Source organism: Sphingopyxis sp. (assembly GCF_025869345.1).
In the GTDB taxonomy this organism is placed as follows: Bacteria; Pseudomonadota; Alphaproteobacteria; order Sphingomonadales; family Sphingomonadaceae; genus Sphingopyxis.
In genome coordinates this window covers 20,237-43,004 of the sequence record NZ_JAOZVW010000080.1, presented here as the reverse complement: position 1 = coordinate 43,004, position 22,768 = coordinate 20,237, and the positions used below count along the sequence as shown (strand labels likewise).

Sequence of the window (22,768 nt, the reverse complement as noted above, 5' to 3'; positions counted from 1 at the left end):
TCCATTCATCCGGCGCTGAGAGAATGGATCCCGGATCAAGTCCGGGATGACGAGAAATTATAGGCGGCACGTGAGCGACAGTTTTCATCTCTTACCTTGGGAATATCCGCTTTCTGCCGAAGCCCGTCCGCTACCCCACATCCCGCGCCGGCAGGCTCAGCGTGAACCGCGCGCCCTGTCCCGGCGCGCTTTCCACTGTCAGGTCGCCGTCCATCGCCCGCGCCAGACGCCGCGCGATATAGAGGCCCAGCCCCGATCCGCCGCTGTCGGTGCGGCCGAGCCGTTCGAACTTCTCGAACACCACCGTCTGTTGCTCGCCCGAAATCCCCTGCCCCTGGTCGGCAACGGTGACCATCGCGCGGTCGCCTTCGCGGTCGACGCGAATCCAGATCTGCGAATTTTCGGGCGAATAGCGGATCGCATTGCCGAGCAGGTTGAGCAGCACCTGCAAGACGCGGCGGAATTCGCCCGTTGCGGGCATCTTGTCGTCGACCTTCGGGGCGTCGATGCGAATCTGCTTTTCCTCGGCCTTCATGCCGAGCAGACCGACCGCGCGGCGCGCCAGATCGCCAAGGTCGATCTCGTCGGCCGCCGCCTTGAACCCGGGCCGCTCGATATTCTGCAAATCGGCCAGATCATCGACCAGCCCGAGCAAATGACGCCCGGCGTGCGCGATGTCGCCGGCATAGCGCGCATAATCGGCGCGGATCGGCCCGTCGAACTGGCCGTGGATCGTCTCGGCGGTCGCGATGATGCGGCTGAGCGGCCCGCGCTGCGCGCCGTCTATCCGCCGCCCTATTTGCGGGTCCGACACCGGCAGCTATCCTAAAGCGGGGTCGGCGAGCGCGGCGGTCGCGCTGCCCGCCAGCGCCGCGGCCTCGCTCTCGACATCGGCCTCGCCGCGAAAGCCGGTAAAACGCCCGGTCGCGTCGAAGATCGGGGCGGCGGCGAGCGTCATCGCGACCCGCCCCGCTGAGCCGTCGGCGCGGACGCGCTGTCCCTCGAAACGCGATTGGCTGGCGAGCGCGCGCAGCACCGGAAATCGCCCCTGCTCGTCGGGCTGCAACTCGAACAGTTCGGACAGCGACCGCCCTTCCCACTCCGCCGGAGCGAACGGCGCATCGGCGGCGCCCTGCAAGGCGATCATCCGCAGTTGCTGGTCGCATTCCCACGTCCACCCGTGCAGCGGCGGGGCCGTGTCGGCGGTCGCGGCCTGCGGCATCGGCATCGCACCGGCGCGCCAGTCGCTGATTTCCAGGCTGGCGCCGTCGCCGTCGGGCAGGACGCGGACGAGCGCGTGAATGTCGCTATGATCGTCGGCGGTATAAAGCGGGCGCGAAAGATCGCGTTGCAGCCGCTGCGCCAGCGCGACGAGCCGCGCGAGGTGCGGCAGCGCGAGCGGCTTGCCGATCCCGGCGCCCGCACGCTGCTGAAGCCGCAGCAACGGCGCATCGGCACTGATCAGCGCGCCCGCCCGGTCGATCCGTCCGTGAATGACGCGTTCGTTCATAGGCCCGCCTCGCCATCGGTGCGCGACGGAAGCGCGGCGAGCGACGCCTCGAGCGGCGCCAGCGCGGCCCGGTCGAGGCGCAGCGGGGCCAGCAGGATCGGCAGCGCCGCCGGCGCCGCACTGAGCAGCGCAAACGCCATATCGGCATAGGACCGGCGATGCTCGCAGGCGGCCAGCGCGATCAGCGCGGGCCAGTCGTGCGCAGCGATCGCCGCCGCCGCAGCCGCCGTGACATCCAAAGCGGCCCCCAGCGACGCATGATAGGCGCGCGCGGCGCGGTCGATCCCCGCAGCCGGCGAATGCCGGTCGAGCGCGCGCTGGACGAAATCGTCGGGGTCGAACGCCGACACACCTTCCGTCCCCGGCTGGTGCACGCGCCATGCCGCAATGTCCCGCAGCAGCGCGCGGAGCAGGTCGGGATCGGCATCGGCGAGCGCGATACGCGGATGGCTGCGCGCGTCGAAGCGCCGCCGGTCGGCGATCTGAAGCGCCAGATAGGCGCGGTCGACCTTTGGCGGCATCTCGGGCGCCGCTACCGCGACGGCGGAGTCGGAGGATTCGTCGGTGGCAGGCGCAATCGCGCGCATCGCCGAATGGTCGCGCCAGCGATGCTCTTCGGCACGCGTGTAGCAGGCCGCCGCCAGCCGCGCCGCGGTCGGCAATCCGCCCTCTAACCAGTCGTGCCACAGCATCGCGGTGTCGATCGTCTCATCGGACGCCCGCGCAGCGTCTTCCACCAGCCGCCGCGCGATTCCCAGCGACAGCGCGCGCTGCTCCTCGGTCAGCCGTCCGGCGATCGGTGCCGCCAGGAAACCGGCGAGTTCGCGCAGGCGCGCCGACAGCATCGGCGACGGCAATTCGATGCCGGGCGAGGAGAGGGATTCGGCCATGCACGCCCGCGATAGCAGCCTATCGTTAATAGGCGTTAAACCTTGCAGCGCTTTGTTTCAGGGCACATCCGGCCGCCGCGCGAGACGAAGCCAGATCATGATCTGGAGCAGCGCCAGCAGCGGCAGCACCGCGAACATCAGCGTCGCGAAATCGAACAGCAAGGCCGGAACCAGCATCATCCACGCCTGATCGGCATCGGGAAGCAGCCAGTGAAACCGGCGCTTCTCCCCCCCATCCTCGTAAAGCCAGCGCGCGAGCAAGATGGTCGCCGCGAGGCAGGGTGCGAGCGCGGCCTCGGAAAAACGCGGCATCAGATGATCGGCTCCGCCGAGCGACAGCAGCCAGGGAAAGAGCCCCAGCAGCAGCCAGCCGAAAATGCGGATGACGTGGCGCACCCGGTCCTGCGCCGCGCTCTCCGCACGGAAGGCGGAGAGGAAACGCATCGCGGCGAGCCCCAGCCCGCCGAACACCGCGACGATCGCCCCCGCCGCCGCCAGTCCGCTCGCCGCGAGCAGCGCGACGCCGATCCACAAAATCCCCGTAACATAAGGAAGATAGCGCGCGGTCTTTGCGGAACGCACGAGCAAGGGGCCGACCAATCGCACCAGCGGCATCATGATCGCCGAGCGGCCGAGCCCCATGCCGCCATATTCGACCTGTTGCAGGCTCGATTGCTCGATCAGCGCGGCGGTCGGACGGTCGGCGACGATCGCGATCTCGCCCTGCTCGAACAGCGCCGGCTCGCAATAGAGCCGCCGCGCGCCCGCCTGCACCGCCATGCGGAGCAAGGTCAGCATCATGTCCCATTCGCCGGGCATCGCCGCCAGTTCGGCCGCCATCGGCTGCGAAATCGACGCCAGCCCGCCCCAGCGCCGCGTCGCGTCGATCCGCTCGAACGCCTGCGTCAGCACCGTATCGCCGGTGACGAGGATCGCGGGCGATCCGGGCTTGGCGATCGCCGCATAATGGGTGCCCCCGGCGCGCAGGCCATCGGCGACGAGCAGGATGCGGTCGTCGCTCTCGACCAGCGCGACGAGGTCGGCGGCGGCGCGCACCGGCGTCACCTTCAGGCCGCGGCGGCGGATGCGATCGCAAACGCCGAGCAGCTCCGCCGGCACCGCGGCGACCGCGACCGCGATGTGCGTCACCCCGACATCGGCGAGCCGCGCCGCCTGCCGCTCGATCAGCGTCTCGCCCGCCACGGTGACGAGCGCGCGCAGCGACCCGTCGGGCAGCATTTCGCTCGCGCCGACGAGCGCGATCAGGGCCACCGGCGCCCCCCAGGCTGGCAGTTGGTCATCGCGCGCCAGCTTTAGGGGCGCGCGAAGGATTGGCAAGATGCTTGGAATATCCGCTTTCCAGCTCAGTCCCGAATGATGCGCGCAGAGGCGCAAAGATCGCGGAGATGCCGGAAAGGGTTCACGCGGAGACGCGGAGACGCGGAGATATGGAATTCGGACCGTCAGGTCCCCTCCCTCTTCCACGTCCCGCCTATCCAAAAGTCGCTGGATAAGACCGCTTCGCGGAACGCGCTGATTCTCCGCGTCTCCGCGTGAACTAGAATCTCTGCGATCTTTGCGCCTCTGCGCGCATGAATCCGGCCTTCACCCGTGTCGCCTTGACGTCATGCGAAGCCGCCCGGCGCGCCGTCCGTTCCACGGCCCGAAGGGCGCAAAAAATCTGCCGAAAACCGACCGAATCGCTGGCATTCGCCGCCCCCATGGGCTAGGCAAAATCCATCTCCCGATAAGCAGAAAAAAGGCCGGGTCTTGACCGAAGAAAATACGCCTATGCAGCCGTCCGACGACGGCGTGTCGCCGATCAACATCGTCGACGAAATGAAGACCAGCTACCTCGATTATGCGATGAGCGTGATCGTCAGCCGCGCGCTCCCCGACGTGCGCGACGGTCTGAAGCCCGTCCATCGCCGTATCCTCTACGCGGCGCAGGAAGGCGGTTTCATCCCCGGCCGCCCGTACAAGAAATCGGCGAAGATCGTCGGCGACGTGATGGGCAACTATCACCCGCACGGCGACAGCGCGATCTACGACGCGCTCGCGCGCATGACGCAGGACTGGTCGCTCCGCGTCCCGCTGATCGACGGCCAGGGCAATTTCGGATCGATGGACCCCGATCCGCCGGCATCGATGCGCTATACCGAAGCGCGCCTCGCCAAGACCGCGATGGTGCTGCTGAACGACCTCGACAAGGATACCGTCGACTTCCAGCCCAATTACGACGCGAGCCGCGACGAGCCGACGGTGCTCCCGGCGCGCTTTCCGAACCTGCTCGTCAACGGCGCGGGCGGCATCGCGGTCGGCATGGCGACCAACATCCCGCCGCACAACCTCGGCGAAGTCATCGATGCGACCTTAGCGACGATCGACAACCCTTCGATAAGCCTCGAAGATCTGATGGCGATCGTCCCCGGCCCCGATTTCCCGACCGGCGCGACGATGCTCGGCCAGGGCGGCGCGCGCAATGCCTATCTGACCGGGCGCGGCTCGATCATGATGCGGTCGAACTATGTCATCGAGGAAGGACGCAACGACCGCCAGTCGATCGTCCTCACCGCGATCCCCTTCCAGGTCGGCAAGTCCGGGCTGGTCGAGAAGATCGCCGAAGCGGCGCGCGACAAGCGCATCGAGGGCGTCGCCGACATTCGCGACGAATCGAACCGCGAGGGCGTCCGCGTCGTCATCGAACTGAAGCGCGACGCGACCGCCGAGGTCGTGCTCAACCAGCTCTGGCGCCACACCCCCGCGCAGTCGAGCTTCCCCGCGAACATGCTCGCGATCCGCGGCGGCCGCCCCGAAATGCTCGGCCTCAAGGAGATTTTGACCTCCTTCATCGCCTTCCGCGAAGAGGTGATCACCCGCCGCTGCAAGTTCGAACTCGCGAAGGCGCGCGACCGTGCGCACATCTTGCTCGGCCTCGTCGTCGCGGTCTCGAACCTCGACGAAGTCGTCCGCATCATCCGCGGCTCGCCCTCGCCCGCCGCCGCGCGCGAGGCGCTGCTCGCCCGCGAATGGCCGATCGGCGAAATCGCGCCCTACATTCGCCTCGTCGAGGCGATCGAGGGCGAGATGGAGGAAAGCGCCACCTATCGCCTCTCCGAAATTCAGGTGAAGGCGATCCTCGACCTCCGCCTCCACCGCCTGACCGCGCTCGGCCGCGATGAAATCGGCAAGGAACTCGGGGAGTTGGCGGCCGAGATTGAGGAACTGCTTGCGATCCTCGCCGACCGTGAAAAACTCTATGCGGTGATGCGCGAGGAGCTGATCGCGGTGCGCGAGGAGTTTGCGACGCCGCGCAAGACACTCGTCGCCCCCGCCGCCGACGGCATCGACGACGAGGATCTGATCGAGCGCGAGGAGATGGTCGTCACCGTCACCCTCGACGGCTATATCAAGCGCACCCCGCTCGACACCTTCCGCGCCCAGCGCCGCGGCGGCAAGGGCCGTGCCGGCATGGCAACGAAGGACGAGGACGTCGTCACCGAACTCTTCGTCACCTCGACCCACACGCCGGTGCTCTTCTTCTCGACCGCGGGCAAGGTCTATCGCCTGAAAGTGTGGCGCCTGCCCGAGGGCGGGCCCGCGACGCGCGGCCGGCCGATGATCAATTTGCTGCCGCTGGCGCAGGGCGAGACGATCTCGACCGTGCTGCCGCTGCCCGAGGATGAGGGCGAATGGGGCAAGCTGCACGTCATGTTTGCAACCGCAAAGGGCCATGTGCGTCGTAACAGCATGGACGCCTTCACCAACGTGCCCTCGAACGGCAAGATCGCCATGAAATTCGAGGGCGAGGACGAGGACGACCGGCTGATCGGCGTCGCGCTGCTGGGCGAGAATGACGATGTCCTGCTCGCGACGCGCCAGGGCAAGGCGATCCGCTTCGCCGGCGACGACGTCCGCGAGTTTCAGAGCCGCAACTCGACCGGTGTGCGCGGCATGAAGCTCGGCAAGGATGACGACGAGGTGATTTCGCTGTCGATCCTCCATCGCGGCGGGATGCGCGATCAGGACGAGCGCGAGGATTACCTCCGCTTCGCCCCGTGGAAGGCCGAAAAGGAAGGCGCGCCCGACATGGACGCCGACCGCTTCGCCGAGTTGGCGGGCCGCGAGCAGTTCATCCTGACCGTCTGCGCCAACGGCTATGGCAAGCTGTCGTCGGCCTATGAATATCGCCGCACCGGCCGCGGTGGCCAGGGGATCACCAACATCGACAATATCGCCCGCAACGGGCTGGTGGTCGCCAGCTTCCCCGCGACGCAGGCGCATCAGTTGATGCTCGTCACCGATCAGGCAAAGCTGATCCGCATGGGCCTCGACTCCTTGCGCGTCATCGGCCGCGGCTCGGCGGGCGTGCGCCTGTTCGACGTCGCGGAGGGCGAGCATGTCGTCTCCGCCGCGCTGATCGAGGACAGCGACGAAGAGGAGACCGAAGGCGGCACCGAAACGGAAACCCCCGAGGCCCCCGCGACGGAGGCGCCCTCCGAATGAGCGCCGCGACGGCCTTCAAGGTGCTGACGCACCAGCAATGGGTCGATTTCGAGCGCGAGCGCGTGTTCCGCGGGGCACCGGTGGATATCGCCGACGGCTATATCCACCTGTCGACCGCGGACCAGCTCGAAGGGACGCTGGCGAAGCATTTCGCGGGCCAGGACTGCCTGATGATCGCCGAGGTCGACCTGTCGCAATTCGGCGACGCGCTGCGCTGGGAGGAAGCGCGCGAGGGCGCGCTCTTCCCGCACCTTTACGGCGAACTGCCGATGCACGCGGTGGTGGGATTGCAGACGCGGGATTGAGACCCCGGAGAGAAGGACATTTATCCCTTTCGTCATTCCGGACTTGATCCGGAATCCATTCCTCCGGCGCTGCGCGAATGGACCCCGGATCAAGTCCGGGGTGACGAAACATAGAACCTCGGTCTCCAATTGACCTCTCTCCCCAATCGGCGCACCTTCCGTGCATGACGCTTACCATCACCCCCAGTGGCCAGGCCTGCGGCGCCCGCATCACCGGCGTCGATCTGACCCGGCCGCTCGCACCCGAAACCGTCGCCGAAATCCGCGCGGCGTGGCTCGATCATCACGTCCTCGTCTTCCCCGGCCAGAAGATGAGCGACGACGATCTCGAGCGCTTCACCGGCTATTTCGGCGGCTTCGGCGACGATCCGTTCATCAAGCCGATCCCCGGCCGCGAGCATATCATCGCGGTCAGGCGCCGCGCCGACGAGACCGCGCCGCTGTTCGCCGAAAACTGGCACAGCGACTGGAGCTTTCAGGACCGCCCGCCCGCGGGCACCTGTCTCTTCGGGATCACCATACCTCCCGTTGGCGGCAACACCGAATTTTCGAACCAGCACGCCGCGCTCGATGCGATGCCTGCGGACCTGCGCGCCCGCATCGAGGGGTTGCAGGCCGTCCACAGCGCGCGCGGCGGCTACGCCCCCTCGGGCATGTATGGCGCCCGGGATCAGGGCCGCAGCATGGACATCCGCTCGGGCGAGGAAGCGCTGGCGACCCAGCGCCATCCCTTTGTCCGCAATCATCCCGAGACCGGCCGCGAGGGCCTGTTCGGCTGCGCGGGCTATATCATCGGCTTCGACGGCATGGACGATGCGGAGGCGATCCCGCTGATCGTCGAGCTGCTCGAATGGCAGGGCCGCGAGGAATTTCGCTACAGCCACATATGGGAGCCCGACATGCTCGTCCTATGGGACAATCGCTCGGTGCTGCATCGCGCGACCGGCGGCTATGACGGGCACGACCGCCTGCTCCACCGCACGACGATCGCGGCGTGGGATGGATAGGCCGATTTCCTTGCCCTGTGATCCGCGACATTGCCGCGCGCCCGGTCGGCCATAAGACAGGGCCTACAACCATTCGATAGAGAGAATTTCGATGCGCTTTGCCCTACTCGCTGCCTTGCCCTTTGCGGCGCTCGCAACGGGAGGCGCAGCCCCGCAGCACGAACCCGCACCCTTCGACGGCGCGTGGATGGCCTGCGAAACCTATCAGGGGGCGAATATCTGCGCCTATACGCTGATGGCGCAGCGCGGCGAACGCGTGTGCGGGGTCCAGCGCGATTTCGCGACCAACGCTTATTATACCCAGCGCTTCGTCGCGACCGCCAGGGACAACCGTGCGCATATCGACCGCATCTGCGGCGACCCCGGATCGGAAACCGATACCTATTGCGCCGGACAGGCCCCGGCAGGCGCTGAAAAGGTCGGCTGGGGCCTGTCGGACCAGACGCTCCAGACCTGCGGCAACCGGCTCCACAGCGTGAAGGACGGCGACAGCTTCAGTTGCGCCAGCGCCCGTCCCGGTGCCGGATTGCCGAAAGTGCGCACATTGGGCAGCGAAGGCCCCGAACCCGAGGACAAGGCCTGGATGGCGTCCTGCCTGCAAGGCCAGGACTAACAGCGATCTATGCGTTCCCCTCGCTCGACAGCGTCTTGACCACGCCCCACGCGATCAGCGCCTGCCCCGCGAAATAAAGCGGCCAGACGAACCACATCGTTACATCCTTTCCGAGCGTCCCGCCCTCGCCCGCGAAGATGAACAGGTCGCTGGCGAGAAACATCATCGCGCCGATGCCGGTGCGGTAGCGCGGAAAGCGGCTCGCCCAGGCGGTTGCGGCCATCGCCGCGACGAGCGCGCTATAACCGACCGCCGCACTCATCTCACCCGTTTCGCCATGCCGGGTCAGCGCCCAGGCGATCAGCATCGCCAGCGGCACGACGGCGAAGACGAGCAGGCGCTGCGATCCGGTCATCGCGGCCCGCCGATTGCGCAGATAGAGCGCGATGGCGACAAGGTGCCCCATTGCAAAGGCCGCCGCGCCCTGCATCAGCCCGATCGCATCGAGCGCCCAATCGCCGAGCGCCCCGAAACCGAGGACGGCGGCGATCAGCCGTCCGTCGCCATTCCGCGCATTGACCGCGGCCCAGACCGCAAGCAACGCAACGCCCGAAGTCTTCCACAGATGGATGGCGGCGCCGTCCCAATGCTGGTGAACCGCGATGAAAAAGCTGATGCCGCCGACCAGCGCCAGCCCCCACAGCCAGCGCGCGCGATCCCAGCCTCTTCCTCCGACCATCGTCCACCCCTTTGCATCTTGTTTCCAACCCGCCTAGTGCGCGGCGCACAGCGCGCAAGTCAACGGATAGAGTCATGACCCACGACATTCACATCATCGGCGGCGGCCTCGCGGGCTCCGAGGCGGCGTGGCAACTCGCCGAGGCGGGCTATCGCGTGCGCCTGTCCGAAATGCGCGGGGGCGGCGACATGACTCCGGCGCATCAGGGCGACACGCTCGCCGAGATGGTCTGCTCGAACAGCTTCCGCAGCGACGACGGCGACAGCAACGCGGTCGGCCTCCTTCACCGCGAGATGCGCGCGCTCGGCTCGCTCATCATGCGCGAGGCCGACGCTACGAAAGTCCCCGCGGGCTCCGCGCTCGCGGTCGATCGCGATCTTTTCTCGGGCGGCGTCACCCGCGCTTTGTCCGAGCATCCCAACATCGCCATCGTCCGCGAGCGTGTCGATACGCTGCCTTCGGAGGGGCTGACGATCGTCGCGACCGGCCCGCTGACCGCGCCCGGTCTGGCGACCAGCATCGGCGCCGCGACCGGCAAGGACGCGCTCGCCTTCTTCGACGCGATCGCGCCGATCGTCTACCGCGACAGCATCGACATGGACGTCGCGTGGATGGCAAGCCGCTGGGACAAGGTCGGGCCGATCGGCGACGGCAAGGATTATATCAACTGCCCGATGGACAAGGATCAATATCACGCCTTCGTCCAGGGCCTGATCGACGGCGACAAGACCGAGTTCAAGGACTGGGAAACCGACACCCCCTATTTCGAAGGCTGTATGCCGATCGAGGTGATGGCCGAGCGCGGCCCCGAAACGCTGCGCTTCGGTCCGATGAAAGGCGTCGGCCTCGACAATCCGCGCACCGGGCGCTGGCCCTATGCCGTCGTCCAGCTTCGCCAGGACAATGCGCTCGGCACGCTGTGGAACATGGTCGGTTTCCAGACCAAGCTCAAACATGCGGCGCAGATCGAACTGTTCCGCACCATCCCCGGCCTCGAAAAGGCGGAGTTCGCGCGGCTCGGCGGGCTTCACCGCAACAGTTTCATCCGCTCGCCCGAACTGCTCGACGGCCAGCTTCGCCTCAAGTCGGCGCCGCATATCCGCTTTGCCGGCCAGATCACCGGCTGCGAGGGCTATGTCGAAAGCGCCGCGATCGGCCTGATCGCCGCGCGTTTCGCTGCCGCCGAACTCGGCGGCCGCACCCTGCCCCCGCCGCCGGGCGAAACCGCGCTCGGCGCGCTGCTCGGCCACATCACCGGCGGCGCCGATGCCGCGAGCTATCAGCCGATGAACGTCAATTTCGGCCTCTTCCCCCCGCTCGCCGAGGAGGTGCGCAAGAAGGACCGCAAACTGGGCTACACCCAGCGCGCCGGAGCGGCGCTGGCGGAGTGGATGAAGCTGACTGGGTAAAGAGAAGAAAGGGGTTCACGCGAAGACGCGGAGCCGCGGAGATATGGCACTAACCGCGAAGCGGCCTTTCTCCTGCGATCTCGCGGGGGAAATCAAAGTCAGAAAAATAAATGGACCTATCGGCCCGATCCCTCCGCGGCTCCGCGGCTCCGCGCGAACCAAGAAGTCTCTGCGCTTCTGAGCGAGAATCCCTTCAGCAACTGCACTTCGGCTTCGCCGCCCGCTTCGGCGCGGTCGTCGCGAACTCGGCTCGCGTCAGGTCGCCCGATTTGTCGGCGTCGGCCCTGGCGAAGCGCTCGCCGGTCGCAACCGCCCATTCCTCGAACGTCAGCAGATTGTCGCCGTTCCTGTCGAGCTTGCGGAACGCGGCGGTGCGCGAGGACATCAGCTCGACACGGCTGATCCGGTCGTTGCGATCGCGGTCGAAGCGGTTGAAGCGCCGTTCCTCGCGCGACGTTTCCTTCGCGGCGGGCAGCGCGGGCGGCGCAGGGCCACGCTTCGGCGCATGGGCGCCCGCGATGGGGATCGCCAGCAGGCCGGGCGGCGGCTCGGGCGGCACCTCTTCCTCGGCGACCTGGCTATAGCCTTTCCACAGGAACAGCCCGCCGGTGAGCAGAAGCGCGCTCGCCACGCCGCCGATCAGGAATCTGGAAATCGCCATCAGCCCCTCCCGCGGACAGGCTTGCTATCATGACGCGGGCAAGGCCAGCACCAAACGCCGCCATATTGGTTCGATTCCCACCCGTCGCCCCCGCGAGGCGGGGGCCGCCGACAGCCCTGCGCTATGCCTCCAGCGGCCCCCGCCTTCGCGGGGGCGACGAGTTTTTATCGAAAGAGCAATTCAAAATGCGCGCATCAATTGCTATATCCGATCAATGCAAAATTACCTGCCCACGCTCAAACAGATGCAATATCTCGTTGCGCTCCACGATCACGGCCATTTCGGCCGCGCCGCCGACGCCTGCAACGTCACCCAGTCGACGCTGTCGGCCGGCATTCGCGAACTCGAGACTTTGCTCGGCCAGACGCTGGTCGAGCGCACCCGCCGCGTCGTTCGCTTCACCGTGCTCGGCGACAAGATCGTCGCCAAGGCGCACCGCGTGCTGCGCGAGGCCGAGGAGTTGGCCGACATGGCCGCCGCCGCCGCCGCGCCGCTGGTCGGCGAGCTACGCATGAGCGTCATTCCGACGATCGCGCCCTTCCTGCTTCCCGGCCTGCTCCCGCGGCTGCGCAAGGAACGCCCGTCGCTCAAGCTTTTCCTGCGCGAGGAACCGAGCGCGCAGGCGTGCGATTCGCTCCATCACGGCGCCGTCGACTGCGTCCTCCTCGCGCTCCCTTATGCGTGCGGCGATGTCGAGAGCGAGGCGCTGTTCGACGACGCGCTGTTCGTCGCCTTTCCCGGCGAGCAGGCCGAGGACCTTCCGGCGATGGTCAGCGCCGACCAGATCGACCCGGCACAGATGCTGATGCTCGAGGACGGGCATTGCCTGAAGGATCACGCACTTGCCGCGTGCAACCGCCCTGAACTGCGCGCCGGCGCACGGATGATGGGCACCTCGCTCCACACCCTCGTTCAGATGGTCGACAATGGCCTGGGCATCACCATGCTGCCGCAGATGGCGATCGAGGCGGGAATCCTCGACCATACCGACATCGACACGCGGCCGCTCGATTCGGATCACGACTGGCGCACGATCGCGCTCGTCTGGCGCAAGGGCAGCCCGCGCGCCGACGAATTCCGCCTGCTCGCGGACATTTTCAGGAAGCATAAGGCGAATTGAGTCCAACCGTCATCCCGGTGAAGGCCGGGATCTCGCCGGTTCATCATGACGCGAGTTTGAGATCCCGGCCTTCGCCGGGATGACGCTGTTCAATCCCACCGCTCAGCGCGGCCCTGATCGCCCTCGCGCGGCTCGACCCAGCGCACCCGCCCGTCGGCGAACGTCTCGCGCTTCCACAGCATCACATCGGTCTTGAGCCGGTCGATCAGATATTCGCAGGCCGCGAGCGCTTCGGCGCGATGCGGGCTGCTCGCCAGCACCAGCACGATCGTCTCGCCGGGCGTCATCGCGCCGACACGGTGGATCAGCGTCAGCGCGGCCAATCCCCAGCGATCGGCGGCGGTGTGGGCCAGCCCGGCCAGCCCCGCCTCGGTCAACACCGGATGATGGTCGAGGAACAGTTCGGTGAGGCCATCTTCGCCGCGCACCCGCCCGATGAAGCTCGCGCTCGCGCCGTGTCCCCCGGCGTCGTGCCGGTCGATCTCGGCCGCGACATCGATCGCATCGGTCTGGACCGCAACGTGGATCATCCGCCCGTCACCGGCGGAAACAGCGCGATTTCGCGTCCCAGCGCCGCGTCCGGCGCCGCCATGACGCCATCGATCGCGCCGCGGATGCGCGCCGGCTCAGCAAAGGCCAGCGCGCCCCGCGCATCGCGCGCCGCGAGCCAGCCGACCAGATCGGCCATCGTTGTCACCCCGGCGGGCGGCTCGATCACCTCTTCGGAAACTCCCATCCGCTCGCGCACCCAGGCGAAATAGCTGACCGTCAGCGCCACGGCTTAGTCCATATGCTTGAGGCCGACGCGCAGATAATCCCAGCCGGTAATCAGCGTCAGCACCGCCGCGCCCCACAGCGACGCGAGACCAACGGTCTTGATCCACGCCATCTCCGGCAACGCTCCCGCCAGGATCAGCGCACCGAAGGCGATCAGTTGAAAGGTCGTCTTCCACTTGGCAAGCTGGGTCACCGGCATCGACACCTGCAACGTCGCGAGGAATTCGCGCAGGCCGGAGACGATGATCTCGCGCAGCAGGATCATCAGCGCGGCGATGACATGATAGCCGGTGATGTCGCGCGTAAAGACGAGCAGCAGGATGACCGCAGCGATCATGATCTTGTCGGCGATCGGATCGAGAAAGGCGCCCAGCCGCGACACGATGCCGCGCGAGCGCGCAACATAGCCGTCAAAATAATCGGTAATGCCCATCAGGCAATAAAGGCCAAAGGCGAAACCATAATCGATCGGCTTCGGCTGCGGTCCGCCCGGAGCGACCCCCGGCCACAACAGGAACAACAGGATCGGAACTGCCAAAATGCGCGACAGCGTCAATATATTCGGAAGGCTGAGCATGATCCCTGCGGGCGTATCCGTTCCAAAATGGGCTTTGACCGTGCAAGCCCTAACCGATAAGCCCCCCCGGCGACAACAAGATTGCCTTTGGGGGGATAATCCGGGGCGGGCGTTGTCCGGATGTCGGGCTGCAAGAGTGGATTTTCAATGACCGGTTCCTTTGCGCTGATGAAGCAACGCCGGTTCCTGCCCCTGTTCGCGACGCAGTTCCTCAACGCCTTCAACGACAATTTCTACAAGATGGCGATGGTGATCCTCGTCACCTTCACCATCTACAAGGACCCGGAAACCGAGGCGTGGTTCAACGCCCTTGCGGGGGGGCTGTTCATCCTGCCCTTCTTCCTCTTCTCCGCGCTCGCCGGCCAGCTTGCCGACAGCACCGACAAGACGCGGATGATCCGCCTCATCAAGTCGGCGGAAATCGGGATCATGATCGTGGGCGCCAGCGGCATCTGGCTGCACAATGTCCCGCTGATGCTGCTCGCGCTCTTTTCGATGGGGATGCACTCGACCTTCTTCGGGCCGATCAAATATGCCATCCTGCCCCAGCACCTCGAGGAGGATGAGGTCCTCGCCGGCACCGGCTGGGTCGAGGCGGGCACCTATATCGCCATCCTCGGCGGCACGATCGTCGGCGGCCTGACCCCGCCGCATATCGCGATCCCCGGCATCGTCGTCGTCGCGGTCATCGGCCGCCTGACCGCCAGCTTCGTCCCCGCCGCGCCGCCGGAAAAGGAGGCCGAGGGCCTCGCCATCGATCATAATGTGCTGCGGTCGTCGTGGCAGATCGTGAGCGGCACGATGCATATTCCGCGCCTGTTCCTCGCCATCGTCTCGATCAGCTTCTTCTGGGCGATCGGTGCGATATTGGCGGCGCAATTCCCGCCGCTCGTCAAAAATGCGCTCGGCGGCGACAACACCGTCGCGACGATGTTCACCGCCATCTTCTCGATCGGCGTCGCGATCGGCTCGATCGTCGTCAACCGGCTGCTCAAGGGTCATGTCTCGGCGCGCTATTCGCCGGGATCGGTGATCGTCATGGGGCTGTTCGTCCTCGACCTCTGGTGGTCGGTCAGGGGCTGGGTCCACGCCGATGCGACGCTGATGGACTGGCGCGAATTTCTGTCGCTCAACGCGGGCGATCGCATCATCTTCGACCTGTTCGGCATCGCGGTCGCCGGGGGCATGTTCGTCGTTCCGCTCTATGCCTTCCTGACCACCACCGTCGCCAAGTCGCAGACCGCGCGCACCGTCGCCGCGAACAATATCGTCAATTCTGGCTTCATGGTGGCGGCGACGCTGCTGCTCAGCGTGCTGATCGGCCTCGGATTGACGATCGACGACACGCTGCTGATGGTCGCGGCGATGTGCCTGATATCGTCCTTCCTCGCGTGGAAGCTACATAAGGCCTGCGATTAGATCAGGAACATCATCGTCGCGACGAAGAAGATCGCGAAACTTTCCAGAAACAGCCGCATATCGCCGTCGCGCGACCAGAAGGACGGAACCGCCCGTCCCGCGCGCAGCGCGCTCACCAATTCGCCCTGCCAATCCTCGGGCGCATTCAGCCGCGCGATGGTCACCTGCCGCGCCGCGTGCGCGCGCAGCCGTTCGCGAATGTCGATCTGCCGGTTCGAGTCCATGCCGCGAAGCTAGGGCGTGCCTAACGAGTCGATAAGGTTAAAAAAGCGTTAACGCCGTCCCTGTCCCGGCGCGGGACGAAAGCGCCCGATTTGCTTAATCGCGCGGCATCGGCCGCACGCGCACGCTGCGGCGATCGGCCAGCCCCTTCTGGAACGGCCGGCATTGCTGCGGTTTCATCCGCGGGCCGAGGCACAGGCGCACCTCGTCCAGCCAGCCGTCGCGGTCGGCCGCGACCGCGATCATCGCCTCCTTCACCCCCGGATTGACCGCCGCGAAAGCGCGCCGGACGCTGCCCGCGGTCTGCGGCGCCGCGGCCAGCCGCGTCATGTCGGGAAAGCGCACCGCGCGGAACAATATCTCGGCGGCGCGGAAATAGGCGGCGGGATGCGGGCTCATGCAGGTGCCGTGCTTCGCCCATTCATGCTGCAAGAGCTGCGCCGACGGGGTCATGCACATATGTTTCTTCAACACCGGCTGCGGCACGATCTTCGCCGGGCGGCACCATTGCGGATAGCCCGGATCGCCCGCCTCGGGCCACAGGCCGTGCAGCACCCAGCCGAAACGGCCATTCTCTCCCGAACATTGGAAGCGGTCGCGCGCGTCCCTCGGATTGCGCACCCCCGCGCAGCGCTGCGGCGACCAGCTCATGCTGAGCAGATAGCCCGCGACCGGCACCTTGCGCACCGGCTCGCCGCGCCGCGGCTGTTCGAGGCGCGGGACGGGAACGCGATCGGGCGCGACGCAGGCGGGCGATTGCGCCTGCGCGGCAGAGGGCGTGAGCAGCAACGCCAGCGCAATATCAAGCCAGCGCAAAATCGAGCCCGATGTCGGCCGCCGGCGCCGACTGCGTCAACCGGCCCACCGAGACATACGTCACCCCCGTCGCGCCGATCGCGCCGATGGTGTCGAGCCGCACCCCGCCCGACGCCTCGGTCGGCACGCGGCCACCGACGATTGCGACCGCCTCGCGCAGGGCATCCGGCCCCATATTGTCGAGCAGCAGGTGCGTCGCCCCGGCCTTCAACGCGGGTTCGACCTGATCGACGCGGTCGACCTCGACGATGATGTTTTCGATCCCCGCGGCGACCGCTCGGCGCACCGCTTCCTCGACCGATCCTGCAACCGCGACATGATTGTCCTTGATCATCGCCGCGTCCCACAGCCCCATGCGATGATTGGTCGCGCCGCCCATCCGCGTCGCATATTTTTCCAGCACCCGCAGCCCGGGGATCGTCTTGCGCGTGTCGAGCAGAGTCGCGGTGCCGCCGAGCGCATCGACATAGCCCCGCGTCATCGTCGCGATTCCCGACAGATGCTGCACCGTGTTCAGCGCCGACCGCTCGGCGGTCAGCATCGCGCGGGCATTGCCCGACAGCCGCATCAGGTCGCTTCCCGCCGCCACCCGCTCGCCTTCGGCGACCAGGATGTCGATCTCCATCGCGGGATCGAGCGCGCGGAAAAAGGCCTCGGCGATCGGCAGCCCCGCGACGGTGATCGCGTCGCGGCTGTCCATCACCCCCGAAAAGCGCGCGTCGGCGGGGATGGTCGCCATCGAGGTGATGTCGCCGCCCGACCCCAGATCCTCGGCCAGGGTGTTGCGGACAAAGGCGTCGAGGTCGAAACCGGAAAGAGAAAAATCGCTCATTGGGCGAGCGATAGAGCGAACCCTGCGCAAATCAACTTGACGTTTACGTCAACTGGCGCTGACATGGGCGCAATAGCCAAGCCCACTCCGTCATTGCGAGGAGCCGAAGGCGACGCGGCAATCCAGAGCAGGCGTAGGCCGCCCTGGATTGCTTCACCCGGCTGCGCCGGGTTCGCAATGACGCGCGTGGGGTAATCGGAGAAGAAATTTGCAATCCCCCATCTGCGCCATGCTCGGCATCGAATTTCCCCTGCTCGCTTTCTCGCACTGTCGCGACGTCGTCGTCGCGGTGTCGAAGGCGGGGGGTATGGGGGTGTTCGGCGCCGCCGCGCTGCCGCCCGAGCGGCTGGAGGAGGAGCTGGCGTGGATCGACGCGCATATCGGCGGCCGCCCCTATGGCGTCGACCTGATCGTCCCCAACAGCTTCGCGGGCAAGGGCGAGGCGCCGGCTTCCAACGCCGCCAAAGTTCCCGAATCGCACCTGCGCTTCGCCGCCGACCTGCTCGGCAAGTTCGACGTCGATGCGGCGGGGCTCGAAGCGGCGATGGAGATGCGGCAGAGCTTCGGCGACAATATGCATGAGGACGGCGCGGCGCGGCTGCTCGAAGTCGCCTTCCGCCACCCGATCGCGCTGATCGCCAACGCGCTCGGCGTGCCGCCGCCGCTGATGCTCGAACTCGGCAAGCGCCACGAAGTGCCCGTCGCCGCGCTCGTCGGCACTCGCGATCATGCGCTGGCACAGGTGCGCGCGGGGGTCGATATCCTCGTCGTCGCGGGCGGCGAGGCCGGCGGGCATTGCGGCGAGGTCGCGACGATGGTGCTGGTGCCCGAGGTCGCGGCGGCGGTCGAGGCGGTCGGCGCGACGACGCCGATCCTCGCCGCGGGCGGCATCGTCACCGGGCGCCAGATGGCGGCGGCGATGGCGATGGGCGCGCACGGCGCCTGGACCGGATCGGTCTGGCTGACCACCGCCGAGGCCGAAACTAATCCGGTCGTGAAGGAAAAGATGCTCGCCGCCTCGGCGCGCGACACGGTGCGATCGAAAAGCCGCACCGGCAAGCCCTCGCGCCAGCTCCGCTCGCCCTGGACCGACGCCTGGGAAGCCGAGGGCGCGCCCAAGCCGCTCCCCATGCCGCTCCAGTCGCTGGTCAGCGAACCGGCGCTGCGCAAGGTCGACAAATTGTCCGAGGGCGGCCACGAAGGCGCCAAGGCACTCGCAACTTACTGGGTCGGCCAGGGCGTCGGCCTGATGAACGAGCCGATGGGCGCCGGGCAGGTCGTGCAGGCGTTCAAGGAAGACTGGATCAGCGCCTGCGAACGGCTGAACGGGTTCGTGGGGGATTAACCAATAAAAAGCCCCTCCTCTTCAGACGAGGGGTTGGGGTGGTGGACGCCGGTGCGGAAGCACCACCCCGCTGCGACTAGGGAACAAGTTCCCAAGTCTCGCTGCCCCTCCTCTGAAGAGGAGGGGGCGGGAAATCAGGCCACGGTCGCCTTGACGATCTTCCCCGGCTCGCGCGGCGGTTCGCCCTTCGGCAGCGCGTCGACATTTTCCATGCCTTCGATCACTTCGCCCCAGACGGTATATTGATTGTCGAGGAAGCGGGCATCGTCGAAGCAGATGAAGAACTGGCTGTTCGCACTGTTCGGGTTCTGCGCGCGCGCCATCGAGCAGACGCCGCGTACGTGCGGTTCAGCGTTGAATTCCTGCGGCAGGTCGGGAAGCTTGCTGCCGCCCATGCCGGTGCCCGTCGGGTCGCCGCCCTGCGCCATGAAGCCCGGGATCACGCGATGAAAGACGACATCATCGTAAAAGCCTTCCTTGGCCAGCGTCGTGATGCGCTCGACGTGCAGCGGGGCAAGATCGGGGCGCAGGCGGATGACGACATCGCCGGTCGACAGCGAAAGAGTGAGCGTCTGGTCGGACATGAGGAACTCCTGGTTGGAAGGCCTTGGGAAAGGCATGATGGATATGCGAGCGCCATAGCCGCGCCGCGCGGCAAAGCCACGCCCTAATTGCGCAAAAAGCGTCGCGGCGGCGTTGCCATCATGCGGCGGCGGGATTAGGGGAAGGCCGGAAGCCACATCACACGCCGCATATTCCAGGGAGGACCGCGCGATGGACAAACGCGAAGAATCCCTGCCCCCCGACGACGTGACCATCACCGACGATCGCGAGATCGATCGCGATCCGGCCCAGCGCGAACCCGAAACCGAACTCGACGAGGACGACCGGCTGAAACCGGCCTTCGTCCGCGACGTGATCGACCTTGCCGAAGCGGGCGAGGTCGAGGCGGCGCGCGAGCGCGTCGGCCGCCTCCACCCCGCCGACATCGCCGACCTGTTCGAGCTCGTCTCGGACGAGGATCGCCCGCTGCTCGCGCATGTGCTCGGCGACATGGTCTCGCCCGACGTGCTCGCGGAGATGAACGACCATGTGCGCGAGCGGTTGATCGATCTGCTCGCGCCGGAGCAAGTGGCCGAAATCGCGTCCGAACTCGATACCGACGACGCCGTCGCGATCATCGAGGATATGGAGGAGGACGAGCAGCAGGCCGTCCTCCAGGCGATGGAGCCCGAGGATCGCGCGGCGATCGAGGACGCCCTCTCCTATCCCGAGGAGACCGCCGGGCGCCTGATGCAGCGCGAATATGTCGCGGTGCCCGAGCATGTGACCGTCGGCGACGTCATCGACCGGCTGCGCGAAGATGTCGACCTTGCCACCGATTTCTGGGAAATCTTCATCGTCGACCCGATGCACCGCCCGGTCGGCACCTGCCAGTTGAGCTGGATATTGCGCGCGCCGCGCACCATCGCGATCAGCGATCTGATGAAGCGCGAGCAGACGCTGATCCCGGTCGACATGGATCAGGAAGAGGTCGCGCTGCGCTTCCAGAAATATGCGCTGATCTCCGCCGCGGTGGTCGACAAGGCCGGGCGCCTCGTCGGCATGATCACCGTCGACGACGTCGTCCACATCATCCAGGAAGAGGCGGGCGAGGACATTTTGCGCCTGTCGGGTGCGGGCGACGGCGACATCAACGAACCGATCGCGATGACGATCCGCACCCGCCTGAGCTGGCTGGTCGTCAATCTGGGCACCGCGATGCTCGCGGCGTCGGTGGTCGGCTTTTTCGAGGGCGCGATCGCCAAATTCGCGCTGCTCGCGGTGCTGATGCCGATCGTCTCGGGCATGGGCGGCAATGCGGGAACGCAAACGCTGGCGGTTACCGTGCGCGCGATCGCGACCAATCAGCTCACCGCGTCGAACACTTTGCGCATGATCTTCCGCGAGCTCCGCATCGCGACGGTGAACGGCCTGTCGCTCGGCGTGCTGATCGGCATCGGCACCGCGCTGATCTTCGGCAACCCGCTGCTCGGCGCCGTCATCGCATCGGCGATGCTGATCAACAATCTGGTCGCGGGGCTCGCCGGCATCCTGGTTCCGGTGACGCTCGACCGGCTTGACGTCGATCCCGCCGTTTCGTCGGCGGTTTTCGTGACGACGCTGACCGACATCATGGGATTTTTCTCGTTCCTCGGGCTCGCGGTGCTGAGCGGCCTGACCGCGATGAACTGATCAAAGCCCCGGAATCCAAGCGATTCAAAAGAATCGCGAAAAAATTTTCATCGCCGCAACTTTTTTCGGGAACTTATTCGCCGCGCCGGTCGTTTCCTTTTCGAGCAGCGGCATCGCCCCCCCGCAGCGCTGCTCAGCAACATTGGCCCGGCCCGCATTCCCTCCCCCCCCCCTCGAACGCGTGCCGGGCCATTTTGCGCTCAAGACATGACCCGCAAGAGGTGATCAATGACGAGTGTCCGTGTAATCCTTCTCACTCTGCTAGCCAGCTTTCTGGTCGCTGGCTGCAACACGGTGAAAGGCGTCGGCCGCGATATCGAGTCGGTCGGACAGGCCGGCGACGACGCCATTCACTGATCGGCGTGGTGCTGACTTACCCCTAGGCCTCTTCGAGAGGCTCGACAGGCGCCGCTTCGGCGCCTGTCTTTTTGCGTCGGCGCTGGGTGAACCAGATCGCGATCAGCGACAATTCGTAAAGCAGGATCAGTGGCCCGGCGAGCAGCAACTGGCTCAGCACGTCAGGCGGCGTGAAGACGGCGCCGATCGCTACTGCGGCGACGATCATGTAGCGACGCGCGGAAACGAGTTGCTCCCGCGTCACCAGTCCCGATCGTTCGACGAGCATCAGCAGGATCGGCAACAGAAAGGCGATACCGAACGCCATCAGGAACTGCATGATGAAGGTGATATATTCGCCGGTCGCCGGCAGCGCTTCCTGCGTGACTCCGCCCAGATCCCGCTGGAATCCGAAAAGGAAGTGCAGCGCGATCGGAATGGTAACGAAATAGGCGAAGCTGGCGCCCGCCGCAAACAACAGCGGCGTCGCGATCAGGAACGGCAGCAGCGCGCGCCGTTCCTTTCGGAATAATCCCGGCGCGACGAACTTCCAGAGTTGATTGGCGATCACCGGAAAGGCGAGCATCATGGCCGCGAAAAGAGCGACCTTCATCTCGACGAAAAAAGCTTCGGTCGGCTTCGTATAGATCAGCTTCTTGAGCCCCGCGACGGTCAGCGGATGAACCAGAACCGTCAATAGGGCCCGCGCGAAATAGAGACAGATGCCGAACGCAACCGCAATAGCGAGCAGCGACTTGAGCAGTCGAGAGCGCAGCTCAATCAGATGGTCAAGCAGTGGCATCTTGCCCCCCGCGCCATCCTCATCCGCTGTATCGGGAGCAATCACGGGCACCTCGGCGGTCATGGCAGCGGCCCGCCCGGCGGCGGCACCTCATGCGTCTCGGGCTTGGCCGCGATAACTTCAGGCTCGGAATTCGCGGACGGCGTTTCAGCGGCCGGCTCGGCAGGAAGCACTGGCGGCGTGGCGGCGGCGACATCGTCGACACGCGGGAATTCTTTCATGATCGCATCGTTCTGCTCACGCCACTGTTTTTCGAGCTCCTCCAGCTCAGCCTCACGCATCATCGTGTCGAGTCCGGCGCGGAAATGGCGCGCCATACCGCGCGCCTTGCCGACCCATTTGCCGACAAAACGCATCGCCTTGGGTAAATCCTTGGGGCCGATGACCACCAAGGCCACCACCAAGACGAGCAGCAGCTCGGTGGGCGCGACATCGAACATGATTCAGGACTTCGCGAACGGACCGCGGTCAGCGAATCTCAGTTTCCGCGGTCGGTGTCGGAGTCGCCTCGGGCGTCCGCTGGCCTTCGATCTGGCGCGGCGCGGGGGGCGGCGCATCGTCTTCCGACATGCCCTTCTTGAAATTCTTAATGCCCTTGGCGACGTCGCCCATCATCTCGGAAAAGCGGCCTTTCCCGAACAGCAGCAGAACAACCAACGCCAGCAGGAGCAGATGCTGCCAACTAAGACCCATGAGATTTCTCCTTT

At 66.3% G+C, this 22,768-nt stretch carries 26 protein-coding genes; 10 read left to right on the top strand and 16 right to left on the bottom strand.

Going from position 1 to position 22,768, the window contains the following annotated elements; genetic code table 11:
* Positions 1 to 130 precede the first annotated feature (130 nt).
* Genes OJI97_RS19030 through OJI97_RS08980 form a run of 4 tightly spaced genes read right to left on the bottom strand, consistent with a single transcriptional unit; the run spans position 131 to position 3,672 of the window.
* A complete protein-coding gene (locus OJI97_RS19030; protein ID WP_367184762.1) occupies positions 131 to 814 on the bottom strand; it encodes a sensor histidine kinase in 684 nt (227 codons plus the stop codon).
* Positions 815 to 820: 6 nt separating this feature from the next.
* A complete protein-coding gene (locus OJI97_RS19025; RefSeq protein WP_367184761.1) occupies positions 821 to 1,510 on the bottom strand; it encodes a hypothetical protein in 690 nt (229 codons plus the stop codon).
* The gene (locus OJI97_RS08985) at positions 1,507 to 2,400 is read right to left on the bottom strand and encodes a hypothetical protein (RefSeq protein WP_297662768.1); all 894 of its coding nucleotides are present in this window, start codon (positions 2,398 to 2,400) and stop codon (positions 1,507 to 1,509) included. Before OJI97_RS08985 ends, OJI97_RS19025 begins: the two co-directional genes overlap by 4 nt.
* A 57-nt stretch (positions 2,401 to 2,457) precedes the next feature.
* On the bottom strand, positions 2,458 to 3,672 hold the full coding sequence (locus OJI97_RS08980; protein WP_297662767.1) for a hypothetical protein: 1,215 nt from the start codon (positions 3,670 to 3,672) through the stop codon (positions 2,458 to 2,460).
* Between the two features lie 519 nt (positions 3,673 to 4,191).
* Here OJI97_RS08980 and gyrA point away from each other — a divergent pair.
* From gyrA to OJI97_RS08960, 4 genes are all read left to right on the top strand, one after another.
* On the top strand, positions 4,192 to 6,906 hold the full coding sequence (gene gyrA / locus OJI97_RS08975) for a DNA gyrase subunit A (RefSeq protein ID WP_297662769.1): 2,715 nt from the start codon (positions 4,192 to 4,194) through the stop codon (positions 6,904 to 6,906).
* Complete coding sequence (locus tag OJI97_RS08970; protein ID WP_297662766.1) at positions 6,903 to 7,211, top strand: DUF952 domain-containing protein; 309 nt, start codon at positions 6,903 to 6,905, stop codon at positions 7,209 to 7,211. The genes gyrA and OJI97_RS08970 overlap by 4 nt, the downstream gene beginning before the upstream one ends.
* 164 nt (positions 7,212 to 7,375) lie before the next feature.
* A complete protein-coding gene (locus OJI97_RS08965; protein ID WP_297662764.1) occupies positions 7,376 to 8,218 on the top strand; it encodes a TauD/TfdA family dioxygenase in 843 nt (280 codons plus the stop codon).
* A 91-nt stretch (positions 8,219 to 8,309) separates the two neighbouring features.
* Positions 8,310 to 8,831 (top strand): hypothetical protein, encoded by a 522-nt coding sequence (locus tag OJI97_RS08960; protein ID WP_297662763.1) that lies wholly within the window; start codon positions 8,310 to 8,312, stop codon positions 8,829 to 8,831.
* Positions 8,832 to 8,838: 7 nt separating this feature from the next.
* On the opposite strand, the gene OJI97_RS08955 is transcribed toward OJI97_RS08960, so the two are convergent.
* Complete coding sequence (locus tag OJI97_RS08955; RefSeq protein ID WP_297662762.1) at positions 8,839 to 9,510, bottom strand: lysoplasmalogenase; 672 nt, start codon at positions 9,508 to 9,510, stop codon at positions 8,839 to 8,841.
* Positions 9,511 to 9,584: 74 nt separating this feature from the next.
* On the opposite strand from OJI97_RS08955, the gene trmFO reads away from it, so the two are divergent.
* Positions 9,585 to 10,919, top strand: a complete 1,335-nt coding sequence (gene trmFO, locus OJI97_RS08950) for a methylenetetrahydrofolate--tRNA-(uracil(54)-C(5))-methyltransferase (FADH(2)-oxidizing) TrmFO (protein ID WP_297662761.1) — start codon at positions 9,585 to 9,587, stop codon at positions 10,917 to 10,919.
* A gap of 193 nt (positions 10,920 to 11,112) precedes the next feature.
* Here trmFO and OJI97_RS08945 read toward each other — a convergent pair whose 3' ends face one another.
* Positions 11,113 to 11,580, bottom strand: a complete 468-nt coding sequence (locus OJI97_RS08945) for an EF-hand domain-containing protein (protein WP_297662760.1) — start codon at positions 11,578 to 11,580, stop codon at positions 11,113 to 11,115.
* Positions 11,581 to 11,794: 214 nt separating this feature from the next.
* Here OJI97_RS08945 and OJI97_RS08940 point away from each other — a divergent pair, with 214 nt between their 5' ends.
* The gene (locus OJI97_RS08940) at positions 11,795 to 12,700 is read left to right on the top strand and encodes a hydrogen peroxide-inducible genes activator (protein WP_297662759.1); all 906 of its coding nucleotides are present in this window, start codon (positions 11,795 to 11,797) and stop codon (positions 12,698 to 12,700) included.
* Between the two features lie 89 nt (positions 12,701 to 12,789).
* Here the strand turns inward: OJI97_RS08940 and OJI97_RS08935 are convergent, their stop codons facing one another.
* The 3 genes from OJI97_RS08935 to pgsA are packed head-to-tail and all read right to left on the bottom strand — an operon-like array spanning position 12,790 to position 14,054.
* Positions 12,790 to 13,230: a molybdenum cofactor biosynthesis protein MoaE gene (locus OJI97_RS08935; protein WP_297662758.1), complete on the bottom strand. Its 441-nt coding sequence runs from the start codon at positions 13,228 to 13,230 to the stop codon at positions 12,790 to 12,792.
* Entirely contained in the window at positions 13,227 to 13,478 is a 252-nt protein-coding gene (locus OJI97_RS08930) for a MoaD/ThiS family protein (RefSeq protein ID WP_297662756.1), read from the bottom strand. The genes OJI97_RS08935 and OJI97_RS08930 overlap by 4 nt, the downstream gene beginning before the upstream one ends.
* Before the next feature lie 3 nt (positions 13,479 to 13,481).
* Positions 13,482 to 14,054: a CDP-diacylglycerol--glycerol-3-phosphate 3-phosphatidyltransferase gene (gene pgsA / locus OJI97_RS08925; protein ID WP_297662754.1), complete on the bottom strand. Its 573-nt coding sequence runs from the start codon at positions 14,052 to 14,054 to the stop codon at positions 13,482 to 13,484.
* A gap of 168 nt (positions 14,055 to 14,222) precedes the next feature.
* On the opposite strand from pgsA, the gene OJI97_RS08920 reads away from it, so the two are divergent.
* Positions 14,223 to 15,473 carry an MFS transporter gene (locus OJI97_RS08920; RefSeq protein ID WP_297662753.1) on the top strand — a complete coding sequence of 417 codons (1,251 nt, stop codon included), beginning with the start codon at positions 14,223 to 14,225 and terminating at the stop codon, positions 15,471 to 15,473.
* On the opposite strand, the gene OJI97_RS08915 is transcribed toward OJI97_RS08920, so the two are convergent.
* The 3 genes from OJI97_RS08915 to nadC all read right to left on the bottom strand — a co-directional run bounded on the left by OJI97_RS08915 (position 15,470) and on the right by nadC (position 17,343).
* Complete coding sequence (locus OJI97_RS08915) at positions 15,470 to 15,697, bottom strand: hypothetical protein (protein WP_297662752.1); 228 nt, start codon at positions 15,695 to 15,697, stop codon at positions 15,470 to 15,472. The two genes, OJI97_RS08920 and OJI97_RS08915, sit on opposite strands and share 4 nt — an antisense overlap.
* A 94-nt stretch (positions 15,698 to 15,791) precedes the next feature.
* A complete protein-coding gene (locus OJI97_RS08910) occupies positions 15,792 to 16,484 on the bottom strand; it encodes a ribonuclease T(2) (RefSeq protein ID WP_297662750.1) in 693 nt (230 codons plus the stop codon).
* A gap of 13 nt (positions 16,485 to 16,497) precedes the next feature.
* The gene (nadC, locus tag OJI97_RS08905) at positions 16,498 to 17,343 is read right to left on the bottom strand and encodes a carboxylating nicotinate-nucleotide diphosphorylase (RefSeq protein ID WP_257549690.1); all 846 of its coding nucleotides are present in this window, start codon (positions 17,341 to 17,343) and stop codon (positions 16,498 to 16,500) included.
* A 229-nt stretch (positions 17,344 to 17,572) separates the two neighbouring features.
* Between nadC and OJI97_RS08900 the strand changes: the two genes are divergently transcribed.
* On the top strand, positions 17,573 to 18,688 hold the full coding sequence (locus OJI97_RS08900; protein WP_297662747.1) for a nitronate monooxygenase: 1,116 nt from the start codon (positions 17,573 to 17,575) through the stop codon (positions 18,686 to 18,688).
* Between the two features lie 134 nt (positions 18,689 to 18,822).
* Here the strand turns inward: OJI97_RS08900 and OJI97_RS08895 are convergent, their stop codons facing one another.
* Positions 18,823 to 19,272 carry a peptidylprolyl isomerase gene (locus OJI97_RS08895; RefSeq protein WP_297662745.1) on the bottom strand — a complete coding sequence of 150 codons (450 nt, stop codon included), beginning with the start codon at positions 19,270 to 19,272 and terminating at the stop codon, positions 18,823 to 18,825.
* A 190-nt stretch (positions 19,273 to 19,462) separates the two neighbouring features.
* Here OJI97_RS08895 and mgtE point away from each other — a divergent pair, with 190 nt between their 5' ends.
* The gene (mgtE, locus tag OJI97_RS08890) at positions 19,463 to 20,923 is read left to right on the top strand and encodes a magnesium transporter (protein ID WP_297662743.1); all 1,461 of its coding nucleotides are present in this window, start codon (positions 19,463 to 19,465) and stop codon (positions 20,921 to 20,923) included.
* A gap of 228 nt (positions 20,924 to 21,151) precedes the next feature.
* The gene (locus OJI97_RS08885) at positions 21,152 to 21,280 is read left to right on the top strand and encodes an entericidin A/B family lipoprotein (RefSeq protein WP_257549682.1); all 129 of its coding nucleotides are present in this window, start codon (positions 21,152 to 21,154) and stop codon (positions 21,278 to 21,280) included.
* Between the two features lie 22 nt (positions 21,281 to 21,302).
* On the opposite strand, the gene tatC is transcribed toward OJI97_RS08885, so the two are convergent.
* From tatC to OJI97_RS08870, 3 genes are read right to left on the bottom strand one after another with little or no spacing between them, the layout of a single operon-like run.
* Complete coding sequence (tatC, locus tag OJI97_RS08880; protein ID WP_297662740.1) at positions 21,303 to 22,124, bottom strand: twin-arginine translocase subunit TatC; 822 nt, start codon at positions 22,122 to 22,124, stop codon at positions 21,303 to 21,305.
* Complete coding sequence (gene tatB / locus OJI97_RS08875) at positions 22,121 to 22,501, bottom strand: Sec-independent protein translocase protein TatB (RefSeq protein ID WP_297662738.1); 381 nt, start codon at positions 22,499 to 22,501, stop codon at positions 22,121 to 22,123. Before tatB ends, tatC begins: the two co-directional genes overlap by 4 nt.
* A gap of 28 nt (positions 22,502 to 22,529) precedes the next feature.
* Entirely contained in the window at positions 22,530 to 22,754 is a 225-nt protein-coding gene (locus tag OJI97_RS08870) for a twin-arginine translocase TatA/TatE family subunit (protein WP_297662737.1), read from the bottom strand.
* Positions 22,755 to 22,768: the final 14 nt, after the last annotated feature.